We start from the raw sequence: 12,773 nt of genomic DNA, 5'->3' as shown, positions 1-12,773 counted from the left end.
ACCGGTCTCGATCTCCGCCAGTAGAGTACAGATGCAAAACTGGCGAAAGCCTTGTATTACGGGAACTTCGGGGAGATTAGTCAGTTAATGTGACAGTTGTCATCACTTTGACGGCGCACCTCGTTCAAGCACAAAATTTTTTTTTTACTTTGCTTTTTGGGGCCATTTTCAAGCGTTTTTCGGCCTTCCGAGCTGTCCTTCACTGTAGCCCACGTGAACAAAAAGGCAATTCTGGTGTCGGGCGCTGTAACAGCCAGCCGATTGGCCAATGCGCAAACGGCTCATTTATGCATGAGACTGGGACGGTCCATCATCGAGTTCGAATGAATGAGTGCATCAGTATGGTTTTTGCACCCTCGTGGTGCGCAAATTGAGTGCACTCCTGAAAACCGGAAGGCTGGAACATGTACTACGTTACGAGGGATGAGCGACGCTGCACTACGGCTCCGTTCTATAGCCAAATCACCTTCGGCACTCGAAGAACATGTATAAATATTTATAATTCAAAGAGTTATGCGCCGCACAAATAAAGCATGGCATCACACAGAGAGGACCCGTCTCACACGCGGATGCGTTTTTTCTGAAACGATTTGAAAACTGGCACGCCCCCTGCAATAGGTATTACATCACCAGTTTTGGGGACCTTGGTACAGGCAGGCCGGGGATTCCCCTCTTTTATTCCTCCCGGAGACTGACCTCCAGTCTCCAGCGCCCGTCCACCTTCTCAGTGCGCCAGTCGCCATGAAGTGGACGGGCTGCCAGGAGCGTCAGCACCAACCCCTTCTCTCCCCGTTCCACCTTCCAGCGCGCAACCCTATTGTCGAACCTCAGTTGGCCCGTCCACGGCTGTCCTGACGCATCGACGTTGAGTACCACGGCACCATCCACCGTCGCGCCGCGATACTTCGGTTCTTCGTTGAACCAGAGCGCCAGACCGGCAGGCAATTCTTCGATCTGCTCCAGTTCAACCGGGTCAGGCTGCTGCAGACGGCCGATAATCGTGCCCACGGTAAACCCGACAATCGCCATGGAACCAAGAACACGCGGCCATAGCTTCGGTCTCGGGTCCTCTTCAAGGGTAGAATGCATCCCGTCCTTTCGTTCGGAGCCGTGCATGTTTCACGTCATCCTTTTTCAACCAGAAATTCCGCCGAATACCGGCAATGTCATCAGGCTATGCGCCAACAGTGGCTGCACCCTGCATTTGATCGAACCCTTGGGTTTCGAGCTGGACGACAAGCGCCTGCGCCGTGCCGGGCTCGATTATCACGAGTATGCCACGCTGCAGACACATGCTGACCTGGCAAGCTGCCTGGAGAAGATCGGCAACCCGAGGTTGTTTGCCTTCACCACCAAAGGCTCGCGGCCTTTTCATGATGCGAGCTTCGAGCCAGGCGATGCCTTTCTGTTCGGTCCGGAAAGCCGTGGCCTGCCCGCCGATATTCTTGACTCGCTGAGCAGCGAGCATCGCCTGCGACTGCCCATGCGTGAAGGCTGCCGCAGCCTGAACCTGTCCAATACAGTGGCCGTGGCCGTCTATGAGGCATGGCGTCAGCACGGATTTGCTTAGGCCTAAGTGTGGCATTTGCTTAATCAGACTGATGCTCCGCATCACATAGCGGTTCTGCGATTCAGTGAGATTCAGGCTCGACTCAGGTCACCTTTTCGCCCCTCGGCGACTCACTTTGAGGGACCAAAGTGAGCAAAGTCCTTCGCTCCTGTTTCCGGCCCGACTTCGTCGGTTTCCTTCGCGATAAAAAGCATCCATTTGGCCCAGCCGCCATTCTTGAACAGACACAAAAAAGCGCCCCGAAAGGCGCTTTTTTTGCAGCGGTAACGCTTACTGAACAGTCGGCGTTTCGCCAGCTTCCTGCATGCGTTGCAGTTCTTGCGCGTACAAGGCGTCGAAGTTCACCGGAGCCAGCATCAGCGCAGGGAACGAGCCACGTACGACCAGGTTGTCGATGGCTTCGCGAGCGTAAGGGAACAGGATGTTCGGGCAGAATGCGCCGAGGGTGTGGCTCATTGCGCCGTCGTCCAGGCCCTTGATCAGGAAGATACCGGCCTGTTGCACTTCAACGATGAAGGCAACTTCGTCGCCGTTGTTGACGGTCACGGACAGGGTCAGCACGACTTCGTAGAAATCGCCTTCCAGCTGCTTCTGACGGGTGTTGAGGTCAAGGCTGACGGTCGGCGTCCACTCCTGGCGGAAGATCGCCGGGCTTTTTGGCGCTTCGAACGACAGGTCGCGAACGTAGATACGCTGCAGGGAAAATTGTGGGCCGTTTTCTTCGTTGGCAACGGCGTCGTTGTTCGGTTGATCGGTCATCTCGGATCCTTGTCAGATTAGGCTGAAAGATTAAGGGATATCAGGCCAGCAGCGCATCGAGCTTGCCGGCACGCTCCAGAGCAAACAGGTCATCGCAGCCGCCCACGTGGGTCGAGCCGATCCAGATTTGCGGTACGGAAGTACGACCGGCCTTCTTGGTCATTTCGGCACGCAGCTGCGGCTTGCCGTCGACCCGGATTTCCTCGAAGGCCACGCTCTTGCTCTGCAGAAGCTGTTTGGCACGTATGCAATACGGGCAGTAGTCGCTGGAATAGACGATGACTTGAGCCATGTTCACTTCACCAGAGGAAGGTTATCGCCGCGCCAGCTGGAAATGCCGCCGGACAGCTTGGCCGCCTTGAAGCCGGACTTGAGCAGCTCGCGGGCGGTGGTGCCAGCATGCTGCCCCATTGCATCGACTATGATCAACGTCTTGTCCTTGTATTTCTCCAGTTCGGCGGTACGGGTCAGTACCTTGTCCTGTGGGAAATTCAGGGAGCCGACGATATGCCCTGCGGTGTAATCCTTTTTCGAGCGCACGTCGATGACCACGCCCTGATCGCTGTTGACCAGTGCGGTCAGCTCGCGAGTGCTCAGGCTGGCGCCGCCCTTGCTCATTTCGTAAGCAATCAGCAGTCCCAGCAGAATGACGAAGGCACCGGTGATCAAATAGTGGTTAGTGGCAAATTCAAGCAGGTGAGCAACCATCAGTAGGTTCCAGGGCGTTAAAATGTCGGCCAGTATACACAGCAGCCAAGGTCGGCCAAAGTCCGTACGGCAGTGACGCCGTTTGAACTTGTCCTTAAAATGCCGTTCCCTTGTACTTTGTTCATCTCTTTATCCAATCAGCATCGAGTGGGTTCTATGACTGCCACGCCAAAACCTCTGGTTCTTATCATCCTGGATGGCTTCGGACACAGCGAAAGCCACAAGGGCAATGCCATTCTGGCCGCGAAGATGCCGGTCATGGATCGTCTCTACCAAACCATGCCCAATGGCCTGATTTCCGGGTCGGGCATGGATGTCGGTCTGCCGGACGGGCAGATGGGCAACTCCGAGGTCGGGCACATGAACCTGGGGGCCGGGCGTGTGGTGTATCAGGACTTCACTCGGGTGACCAAAGCGATTCGCGATGGCGAGTTCTTCGAAAACCCGACCATTTGCGCCGCCGTGGATAAAGCCGTCAGCGCCGGCAAGGCCGTGCACATCATGGGCCTGCTGTCCGATGGTGGCGTGCACAGCCACCAGGATCATCTGGTTGCGATGGCTGAACTGGCGGTCAAACGCGGTGCAGAAAAAATCTACCTGCATGCCTTCCTTGATGGCCGCGACACGCCACCGCGCAGCGCGAAGAAATCCCTCGAGCTAATGGACGCAACCTTCGCCCGCCTGGGCAAGGGCCGTACCGCCACGATCGTCGGCCGCTACTTCGCCATGGACCGTGACAACCGCTGGGACCGGGTTTCGTCTGCCTATAACCTGATCGTCGACAGTGCCGCCGAATTCCACGCAGACAGCGCCGTTGCCGGGCTCGAAGCCGCCTACGCACGCGACGAGAACGACGAGTTCGTCAAAGCCACGCGTATTGGCGGAGCCGCCCGCGTGGAAGATGGCGATGCGGTGGTGTTCATGAACTTCCGCGCCGACCGCGCCCGTGAACTGACTCGTGTGTTCGTCGAAGACGATTTCAAGGACTTCGAGCGCGCCCGCCAGCCGAAGGTCAACTATGTGATGCTGACCCAATACGCGGCCAGCATTCCTGCGCCGTCCGCTTTTGCTGCAGGCAGCCTGAAAAACGTGCTGGGCGAGTACCTGGCGGCCAACGGCAAGACCCAGCTGCGTATCGCCGAAACCGAGAAATACGCCCACGTCACGTTCTTCTTCTCCGGCGGCCGTGAAGAACCGTTCCCGGGTGAAGAGCGCATTCTGATCCCGTCGCCGAAAGTCGCCACCTACGACCTGCAGCCTGAGATGAGCGCACCGGAAGTGACCGACAAAATTGTCGATGCCATCGAACATCAGCGTTATGACGTGATCGTCGTCAACTACGCCAACGGCGACATGGTTGGCCACAGCGGGATCATGGAAGCCGCGATCAAGGCTGTGGAATGCCTGGACGTGTGTGTCGGGCGCATCACCGAGGCGCTGGAAAAAGTCGGTGGTGAAGCGCTTATCACCGCTGACCACGGCAACGTCGAGCAAATGACTGACGACCACACCGGCCAGGCGCACACCGCGCACACCTCCGAGCCGGTACCGTTCGTTTATGTGGGCAAACGTCAGCTGAAAGTTCGCCAAGGCGGCGTTCTGGCCGATGTCGCGCCGACCATGCTGCATCTGCTGGGCATGGAGAAACCGCAGGAAATGAGCGGTCACTCGATTCTTGTGAACGAGTAACCCGGTCAAAACCGGCCTTTAGCCATCAGGCAAGGCCGGTTTTTTATGTTTCAGGCCTCAAAGCAGTGGTTGCGAGGCGTTTTTTTTGCAGCGCATGGCGGGCATACTAGGCCTGACATTTTTTCTCACAATTCCTCGGTATCGCCCACCCACATGCTTCGCGCCTTGATTGCCCTTGCTCTGATCTGCCTGCTCAATCCGGCGTTTGCCGAAGACGAGCGTGTGCAAACCCAAAAACAGATAGATGCTGCGCGTCAGGATGTGGCGGAGCTGCAAAAAGTCCTGGGCAAGCTTCAGGAAGAACGTGCAGGCGTCCAGAAGGACCTGCGCACCACTGAAACCGAAATGGGCAAGTTGGAAAAGCAGGTCGAGGTCCTGCAAAAGGAACTAAAAAAGACGGAAACCGAGCTGCAAAAGCTCGACAGTGAAAAAAAGAAACTGAACAGCGCCCGTGTTGAACAGCAACGCCTGATTGCCATCCAGGCCCGCGCCGCCTACCAGAGTGGCCGCCAGGAGTACCTCAAGCTGCTGCTCAACCAGCAACACCCCGAGAAGTTCGCCCGAACCCTCACGTATTACGATTACCTGAGCCAGGCGCGCCTGGAGCAGCTACGCAATTTCAATGAAACCCTGCGCCAGCTGGCCAATGTCGAAAAAGACATCGACCTGCAACAGGCCCAACTGCTGGTGCAGAAAAGCAACCTGGACAGCCAGAGCGAAGAGCTGGCCAAGGTTCGCCAGGAACGTCAACAGGCGCTGGCCAAGTTGAATCAGGACTACAAGGCCCGCGATCAGAAACTGCAGGCCCGTCAGCAGGATCAGGCCGACCTGGCCAAAGTCCTCAAGACCATCGAAGAAACCCTGGCTCGCCAGGCACGTGAAGCCGAAGAAGCTCGCCAGAAGGCGCTGGTTGCAGCCCGCGAGGCGGAAGAAAAGCGTCAGCGCGAAGCTGAAGCCGTCGCCCGCAATAACAGCAGCAACAGCAGCAGTAAAAGCGATGATGAACCGGCACCGCGTCGCCCGGTCAAAGCCCCCGGCGCAGTCGTTTCCAGTGCCGGAGTTTCCTACGGCGGACCTTTTGCAGAGGCCAGGGGAAAACTTCCATGGCCTATCGATGGTCGACTGCTTGCGCGTTTCGGTGAAGCCCGCGGTGATGACGAACGGACCAAATGGGACGGCGTCATGATCAGCGCCGCAGCCGGAAGCCAGGTACGTGCCGTGCATGGCGGACGAGTGGTGTTCGCCGACTGGTTGCGCGGTGCCGGGCTTCTGGTCATTCTCGACCATGGCAACGGTTATCTGACCCTTTACGGGCACAACCAGAGCCTGCTCAAGTCGGCAGGTGACATTGTAAAAGCCGGTGAAGCGATTTCCACGGTCGGCAATAGTGGCGGTCAGGACACGGCAGCGTTGTACTTTGCTATTCGTCAGCAGGGTCGCCCCAGCGATCCGGCCCAATGGTGCCGCACTCAAGGATAAGTCGGCGTCAATATCTGTAGGAGTTCGTTAGACATGCTGCATTTGTCCCGCCTCACCTCGCTGGCCCTGGCAATTGCCATCGTTATCGGCGCGCCGCTGGCGCAAGCTGCCGAAAAGACCGCGCCAGCCACGCCTGCAGCAGTCTCGCCCGCCAAAACCAATACCACCGCAAAGCCACCGCTGCCGCTCGACGAGTTGCGCACCTTTGCCGAGGTCATGGACCGGGTCAAGGCGGCCTACGTGGAGCCGGTCGACGACAAGACCCTGCTGGAGAACGCCATCAAGGGCATGCTCAGCAATCTTGATCCGCACTCCGCCTATCTTGGCCCGGAAGATTTCCAGGAGCTGCAGGAAAGCACCAGCGGCGAGTTCGGTGGGCTGGGCATCGAAGTCGGCGTCGAGGACGGTTTTGTCAAGGTGGTTTCGCCCATCGACGACACACCGGCTTCCAAGGCTGGCATCGAAGCAGGCGACCTGATCGTGAAGATCAACGGTACGCCAACCCAGGGCCAGAACATGCAGGAAGCGGTCGACAAGATGCGCGGCAAGATCGGTGAAAAGATCACCCTGACGCTGGTCCGCGATGGCGGTACGCCGTTTGACGTGACCCTGGCGCGGGCGACCATTCAGGTCAAGAGCGTCAAGGCGCAGATGCTGGAAAATGGCTACGGCTACATCCGCATCACCCAGTTCCAGGTCAAGACTGGTGACGAAGTCGGCAAGGCACTGGCCAAACTCCGCAAGGACAACGGCAAGAAGATGAGCGGCCTGATTCTCGACCTGCGCAACAACCCCGGCGGCGTGCTGCAATCGGCGGTGCAGGTGGCGGATCACTTCCTCACCAAGGGCCTGATCGTCTACACCAAAGGCCGCATCGCCAACTCCGAATTGCGCTTCTCGGCAGACCCGGCAGACGCCAGCGAAGGCGTGCCTCTGGTAGTACTGATCAACGGCGGCAGCGCCTCGGCATCGGAAATCGTTGCCGGCGCCCTGCAAGACCAGAAACGCGGCATCCTGATGGGCACTGACACCTTCGGCAAAGGCTCGGTGCAGACCGTTCTGCCGCTGAACAACGATCGCGCCCTGAAGATCACCACCGCGCTGTACTACACGCCGAACGGCCGCTCGATCCAGGCCCAGGGCATCAACCCGGACATCGTGGTACGTCGGGCCAAGGTCACCAGCGAAGCAGACGGCGAGAACTACAAGGAAGCCGACCTGCTGGGTCACCTCGGCAATGGCAACGGCGGCGCGGACAAACCGACCGTCAAGGGTGGCGCAGCTGCCAAGGCGCGTCCGCAGGATGACGACTTCCAGCTCAGCCAGGCGCTCAGCCTGCTGAAGGGGCTGAGTATCACCCGCGGCAATTGACGGATGCGCTTTCTCGCTCTGTTGCTGCTGACCCTCTCGATCACTGGCGCTGCCCATGCAGCGCCGGCAGAGAGCAGCGGCAAACCGCCCAAGGCCTACCTGAGCCTGATCATCGACGACCTGGGCCAGAATCCGCAGCGCGACAGCCGCACACTGGCGCTTCCCGGCCCGGTTACTCTGGCGATCATGCCCGACACCCCGCACGCCACCGAGTTTGCCCGCCAGGCCCATCGCGCAGGCAAAACGGTCATGCTGCACATGCCCATGGACCCCGCGACCGGCCCTTACGCCTGGCACCCCGAACTGCCACTGCCTGAGCTGGAAAGCCGTCTCAATGCTGCCCTGCTGAAGGTGCCGTATGCAGCCGGTATCAACAACCACATGGGCAGCCGGATGACCGCCGAGCCGGTCGCCATGACCTGGCTGATGGCCGAGCTACAGCGTCGTCACCTGTTTTTCGTAGACAGCCGCACCAGCGCGAAAACCGTGGCCGCCGCCGAAGCGCAGCGTATCGGGCTGGCCAGCGTCTCGCGTGACGTATTCCTGGACGACGAACGCACCGCAGAAGCCATCACCCGCCAATTGCAGACCGCGATAAAAATCGCCCGCAAATATGGCTCGGCCGTGGTTATCGGCCACCCCTACCCTGTCACGCTGGATGTACTGGAGCGCGAACTGCCCAACCTCAAGGCACAAGGCGTCGAATGGATCGACCTGCGCAGCATGATCGGCGAACGCGGCAATCAGGCGAGTGCGGCGCATGGCAAGAATGGGATTTATCGCTGATCGCACCTCTTCCACGTCAGCACTTTCCATACGCCAGGTCCGGCAAATCTGCTTTCCGTGTCCACCAGCGTCTCAGCCTTGATGAACGTGTCAATTCCGACTTAAAGGAAGGTGCCTCAATGACGGAGGCCAAGACACATTTATCAGGGATTGATGATGAAACCGACCATGATGACGGGGGCGAAGGGCTGATGACTCTCGCACCTTCGATAGCCCTGCTCAACGCCGACGGCTCGCGCGACCACTGAAACGGCGTCGGCCGTATCAACAGCAGGTCAGGGTCAAACTGCACGGCAACGCTGATCGATAGCCGAAGCGTCGACAGCCCGCCTGACGCGCCCGCAGCGGGCTGAGCGGTTACTGATAGCGCGCCTTGACGGCATCGACCCAGCCTTCAGCGCGCATCTGATCGAGGGCCTTTTGCAGGCGTCTGACGACCTCGTCAGGCGTGCTCTTGTTGACCGCCAGGTAAAGTTCGGCGCTGTTGAATCGCAGCGCTGTCTTGAAGCCGGTGACGCCTTCCAGCTTCGCCAGATAGCGGCCAACCGGATCGCCTACCGCCCACAGGTCGATCTGGCCGTTGGCGAGTTTTTTCACGTTGTCGCGGTCACGCAACATCAGGATCGGGTTCAAGCCCATGGTTCTAAGGCGCTCGCCAATGGCATCGCCCTTGTAGGCCCCGATGCGGTAATCCCTGGCCTGCTCCAGCGACGTCAAGGTGATCGGGCTGTCGCCGCGCGCCAACATGATCCAGTCGTAGGAACCTACCGGGCCGACCCATTTGAAGAGGTTTTCACGTTCGGGCAGGCGGGTGGTGGAAAACACGCCGTAACCGGGCTTTTCCAGGGCCAGTTTGTAGACTCGGTCCCACGGAAAGCGCAGCGTCATGCTGTAGCCGATATTGGCGCGCTTGAACATCTCGCGCACCACTTCGGCGGCGATACCGTCAATGTTGTTTTCCTGGGCGAAATTCTTGCCGTCGACCGCCATGTTGAACGGCGGAAAGTTCTCGGTCAGCAACACCATGGAATAAGGCGTCGACTCGCTGGCCCGGACACCTTCACTCGACAAGACACCGATCCCGATCAGTGCAAGCAATAGGCGTTTGAACATGTTCCGGCACTCGATCGTGAACGACGCATGCAGAGTGCCGTGAACCCGGCGCACTGTCTAGCGCGCTGTCCGGCGATGTCGCTTACAGGCAATATTCGAATGCCACAGGGCTGAAACAAAGCGAGCGCCGGCTGTTTCAAACCCTTGGCCTGAAACAAGCGGCGCCCGCTTTCATGCGCCGTGACTCAGCGCACGACAATCCCGCGGCTGGCCATGTAGGCCTTGGCTTCAAGGACCGTGTATTCGCCAAAGTGGAAGATACTCGCCGCCAGCACAGCGCTGGCGTGGCCCTCGATGACACCGGCAGCCAGGTGCTCGAGGTTGCCGACGCCACCCGAAGCAATCACCGGAATACCCAGCGCATCGCTGATAGCGCGCGTGACGCCCAGGTCGAAGCCGTTTTTCATGCCGTCCTGGTCCATGCTGGTCAGCAGGATCTCGCCAGCGCCCAGGTCTTCCATCTTTTTCGCCCAGAGCACCGCGTCCAGCCCGGTGGGTTTGCGCCCGCCGTGGGTGAAGATTTCCCAGCGCGGGGTTTCGCCCGGACCGGAGACCTTCTTGGCGTCGATAGCAACCACGATGCACTGCGACCCGAAACGCGCGGCGGCCTCACCGACGAACTCGGGGTTGAACACCGCGGCCGTGTTGATCGAGACCTTGTCGGCACCGGCGTTGAGCAGGTTGCGGATGTCCTGCACGGTGCGCACGCCGCCACCAACGGTCAGCGGGATGAACACCTGACTGGCCATGCGCTCGACGGTATGCAGCGTAGTGTCGCGGCCATCGACGCTGGCGGTGATGTCGAGGAAGGTGATTTCGTCGGCGCCCTGCTCATCGTAACGACGAGCGATTTCCACCGGATCGCCTGCGTCCCGGATGTTCTCGAACTTGACGCCCTTGACCACTCGACCGTTGTCGACGTCCAGGCAAGGGATGATGCGTTTGGCTAGGGCCACAGGGTCAATCTCCAGCTGTTCAGCGTTGTTCGCGGTCGCAGAGCGCCTGAGCTTCGGCCACATCCAGCGTGCCTTCGTAAATCGCACGGCCGGTGATCGCGCCGATGATGCCCGGAGCCTTCGCATTCAGCAGCGCCTGGATGTCGCCCAGGTTATGGATACCACCCGAGGCGATCACCGGGATCCGCGTGGCAGCCGCCAATGCCGCGGTGAACGGGATGTTACAGCCCTGCATCATGCCGTCTTTGGCGATGTCGGTGTAGACAATGGCCGACACGCCATCGGCTTCGAAACGCTTGGCCAGATCAATGACCTGCACCGAGCTGACTTCAGCCCAGCCGTCGGTGGCGACGAAACCGTCCTTGGCATCCAGACCGACAATCACCTTGCCGGGGAACGCACGGCAGGCTTCGGCCACGAACTCGGGCTCTTTGACGGCCTTGGTGCCGATGATGACGTAGCTCACGCCCGCCTTGACGTAATGCTCGATGGTTTCCAGCGAACGGATGCCACCACCGATCTGGATCGGCAGGTTCGGGTAGCGTCGGGCGATGGCCGTGACCACATCACCATTGACCGGCTGACCTTCGAACGCACCGTTCAGATCGACCAGATGCAGACGGCGGCAACCACCCTCGACCCACTTGGCGGCCATGGCCACCGGGTCATCGGAGAACACCGTGGAATCTTCCATCCGGCCCTGACGCAGACGGACGCAGGCGCCGTCCTTGAGATCGATAGCGGGGATAATCAGCATGCTTTTTCCTTGGTCAAAAAGAGCGGCAAGCTGCAACGATGCGCACTCACCCATTCTTGCTGCTTGATGCGTGCAGCTGCTTTCTAGCTAATTTTTTTCGAGTGCCCACAAGTCACTTTCGATGCTCTCGAAGCGCTCCTTGAGCTGCTGCTGAACATCGAAAATGGCGCGATTGTAGTAGTGCGGGGCAATCTCGCGCGTGAACAGCTCGAGGACTTCAGCCACTTCGAACGAGCCCAGATCCAGCTCGAAGCGCTCTGCGAACAGGCGCTTGAGCTTGTCGATCGCCTGTTGCTCGTGCTCGGGCGAGAGGGTCAGAATCGGTGGCTTGCCCTTGGCTTTGCTCATGCGCTTACCAGCGACCATCCCAGGCGGCGAAGTTCTGCAGCAACTGCAGGCCGTGGGTGTGGCTCTTTTCAGGGTGGAATTGCACCGCAAAACGCGAACCGTCGGCCAGCGCAGCGGCGAAATCGAGGCCGTAGTGACCACGTCCGACCACCTGACGCTGATTGGCGGCATCGATATAGAAACTGTGCACGAAGTAGAAACGCGCCTGATCAGGAATGTCATGCCACAGCGGGTGATCCACCGCCTGAGCGACCTGGTTCCAGCCCATGTGCGGCACTTTCAGGTGCTCGCCCTCTTCGTGCAGGTCCTTGCCGAAAAACTTTACCTGGCCGGGAAACATGCCGATGCAGTCCACACCGCCGTTCTCCTCGCTGCTGTCGAGCAACGCCTGCATACCGACGCAGATCCCCAGAAACGGACGGTCCTGGCTGACTTCCCTGACCAGCGAATCAAAGCCCAGACGGCGAATCTCGGCCATGCAGTCGCGAATCGCGCCCACACCCGGAAAAACGATGCGGTCGGCTTCGCGAATCACCTTGGCGTCACTGGTAATCAGCACACGGCCTGCGCCCACATGCTCCAGCGCCTTGGCGACAGAGTGCAGATTGCCCATGCCGTAATCGATGACCGCAACTGTCTGCATCAGAGCACACCCTTGGTCGATGGCATCTGTCCGGCCATACGCTCATCCAGCTCGACCGCCATGCGCAGCGCACGACCGAAAGCCTTGAACACGGTCTCGATCTGGTGGTGAGTGTTGGTGCCACGCAGGTTGTCGATGTGCAGCGTCACGTTCGCGTGGTTAACGAAGCCCTGGAAGAACTCCTGAAAGAGGTCCACGTCGAAGCCGCCTACAGTGGCGCGGGTGTACGGCACATGCATCTGCAGACCCGGACGCCCGGAGAAATCGATGACCACGCGCGACAGCGCTTCGTCGAGCGGCACGTAGGCGTGGCCGTAACGACGAATGCCCTTCTTGTCGCCGATCGCCTGGCTGAACGCCTGGCCCACGGTGATGCCGACGTCTTCCACCGTGTGGTGGTCGTCGATTGCCAGGTCACCCTTGCATTCGATGTCCAGATCGATCAGCCCGTGCCGGGCGATCTGGTCGAGCATGTGCTCAAGAAAAGGCACGCCGATATCGAATCGGGCCTTTCCGGTACCATCCAGGTTGATCGAGGCTTTGATCTGGGTTTCCAGAGTATTGCGCTCGACGTACGCCTTACGTTCGGCCATC

Annotated in this window: 16 protein-coding genes; 6 read left to right on the top strand and 10 right to left on the bottom strand. The window is 59.4% G+C overall.

The window, feature by feature from the left end:
* Positions 1 to 675: 675 nt before the first annotated feature.
* The gene (locus ACW55A_RS15245; RefSeq protein WP_003372188.1) at positions 676 to 1,116 is read right to left on the bottom strand and encodes a hypothetical protein; all 441 of its coding nucleotides are present in this window, start codon (positions 1,114 to 1,116) and stop codon (positions 676 to 678) included.
* Here ACW55A_RS15245 and trmL point away from each other — a divergent pair.
* The gene (gene trmL, locus ACW55A_RS15240; protein WP_002551469.1) at positions 1,115 to 1,570 is read left to right on the top strand and encodes a tRNA (uridine(34)/cytosine(34)/5-carboxymethylaminomethyluridine(34)-2'-O)-methyltransferase TrmL; all 456 of its coding nucleotides are present in this window, start codon (positions 1,115 to 1,117) and stop codon (positions 1,568 to 1,570) included. The genes ACW55A_RS15245 and trmL overlap by 2 nt on opposite strands.
* A gap of 270 nt (positions 1,571 to 1,840) precedes the next feature.
* Here the strand turns inward: trmL and secB are convergent, their stop codons facing one another.
* Genes secB through ACW55A_RS15225 form a run of 3 tightly spaced genes read right to left on the bottom strand, consistent with a single transcriptional unit; the run spans position 1,841 to position 3,037 of the window.
* On the bottom strand, positions 1,841 to 2,329 hold the full coding sequence (gene secB / locus ACW55A_RS15235; RefSeq protein ID WP_003372189.1) for a protein-export chaperone SecB: 489 nt from the start codon (positions 2,327 to 2,329) through the stop codon (positions 1,841 to 1,843).
* A gap of 40 nt (positions 2,330 to 2,369) precedes the next feature.
* Positions 2,370 to 2,621 (bottom strand): glutaredoxin 3, encoded by a 252-nt coding sequence (gene grxC / locus ACW55A_RS15230; RefSeq protein ID WP_002551467.1) that lies wholly within the window; start codon positions 2,619 to 2,621, stop codon positions 2,370 to 2,372.
* A 2-nt stretch (positions 2,622 to 2,623) separates the two neighbouring features.
* Positions 2,624 to 3,037 (bottom strand): rhodanese-like domain-containing protein, encoded by a 414-nt coding sequence (locus tag ACW55A_RS15225; protein ID WP_003318290.1) that lies wholly within the window; start codon positions 3,035 to 3,037, stop codon positions 2,624 to 2,626.
* A gap of 156 nt (positions 3,038 to 3,193) precedes the next feature.
* Here ACW55A_RS15225 and gpmI point away from each other — a divergent pair, with 156 nt between their 5' ends.
* From gpmI to ACW55A_RS15200, 5 genes are all read left to right on the top strand, one after another.
* A complete protein-coding gene (gpmI, locus tag ACW55A_RS15220) occupies positions 3,194 to 4,726 on the top strand; it encodes a 2,3-bisphosphoglycerate-independent phosphoglycerate mutase (RefSeq protein ID WP_498811415.1) in 1,533 nt (510 codons plus the stop codon).
* Between the two features lie 153 nt (positions 4,727 to 4,879).
* On the top strand, positions 4,880 to 6,205 hold the full coding sequence (locus ACW55A_RS15215) for a murein hydrolase activator EnvC family protein (RefSeq protein WP_044310203.1): 1,326 nt from the start codon (positions 4,880 to 4,882) through the stop codon (positions 6,203 to 6,205).
* Between the two features lie 33 nt (positions 6,206 to 6,238).
* Complete coding sequence (locus ACW55A_RS15210) at positions 6,239 to 7,576, top strand: S41 family peptidase (protein WP_455808559.1); 1,338 nt, start codon at positions 6,239 to 6,241, stop codon at positions 7,574 to 7,576.
* A gap of 3 nt (positions 7,577 to 7,579) precedes the next feature.
* Positions 7,580 to 8,362 carry a divergent polysaccharide deacetylase family protein gene (locus ACW55A_RS15205; RefSeq protein ID WP_003434694.1) on the top strand — a complete coding sequence of 261 codons (783 nt, stop codon included), beginning with the start codon at positions 7,580 to 7,582 and terminating at the stop codon, positions 8,360 to 8,362.
* A gap of 119 nt (positions 8,363 to 8,481) precedes the next feature.
* Positions 8,482 to 8,610: a hypothetical protein gene (locus tag ACW55A_RS15200; protein WP_498811414.1), complete on the top strand. Its 129-nt coding sequence runs from the start codon at positions 8,482 to 8,484 to the stop codon at positions 8,608 to 8,610.
* 109 nt (positions 8,611 to 8,719) lie between these two features.
* Here ACW55A_RS15200 and ACW55A_RS15195 read toward each other — a convergent pair whose 3' ends face one another.
* From ACW55A_RS15195 to hisB, 6 genes are all read right to left on the bottom strand, one after another.
* A complete protein-coding gene (locus tag ACW55A_RS15195) occupies positions 8,720 to 9,475 on the bottom strand; it encodes a substrate-binding periplasmic protein (RefSeq protein ID WP_003372204.1) in 756 nt (251 codons plus the stop codon).
* Positions 9,476 to 9,660: 185 nt separating this feature from the next.
* On the bottom strand, positions 9,661 to 10,431 hold the full coding sequence (gene hisF / locus ACW55A_RS15190; protein ID WP_498811413.1) for an imidazole glycerol phosphate synthase subunit HisF: 771 nt from the start codon (positions 10,429 to 10,431) through the stop codon (positions 9,661 to 9,663).
* A gap of 19 nt (positions 10,432 to 10,450) precedes the next feature.
* Positions 10,451 to 11,188 (bottom strand): 1-(5-phosphoribosyl)-5-[(5-phosphoribosylamino)methylideneamino]imidazole-4-carboxamide isomerase, encoded by a 738-nt coding sequence (hisA, locus tag ACW55A_RS15185; RefSeq protein ID WP_003372206.1) that lies wholly within the window; start codon positions 11,186 to 11,188, stop codon positions 10,451 to 10,453.
* 87 nt (positions 11,189 to 11,275) lie between these two features.
* On the bottom strand, positions 11,276 to 11,536 hold the full coding sequence (locus ACW55A_RS15180) for a DUF2164 domain-containing protein (RefSeq protein ID WP_003342219.1): 261 nt from the start codon (positions 11,534 to 11,536) through the stop codon (positions 11,276 to 11,278).
* Positions 11,537 to 11,540: 4 nt separating this feature from the next.
* Positions 11,541 to 12,179, bottom strand: a complete 639-nt coding sequence (gene hisH / locus ACW55A_RS15175) for an imidazole glycerol phosphate synthase subunit HisH (RefSeq protein WP_003434704.1) — start codon at positions 12,177 to 12,179, stop codon at positions 11,541 to 11,543.
* Positions 12,179 to 12,772: an imidazoleglycerol-phosphate dehydratase HisB gene (gene hisB, locus ACW55A_RS15170; RefSeq protein ID WP_002551454.1), complete on the bottom strand. Its 594-nt coding sequence runs from the start codon at positions 12,770 to 12,772 to the stop codon at positions 12,179 to 12,181. Before hisB ends, hisH begins: the two co-directional genes overlap by 1 nt.
* Position 12,773 lies beyond the last annotated feature (1 nt).

The organism is Plantibacter cousiniae (nom. nud.) (assembly GCF_977070315.1).
Note: the sequence above shows the minus strand (reverse complement) of the source record. Positions and strands in the feature narration are given on the sequence as shown.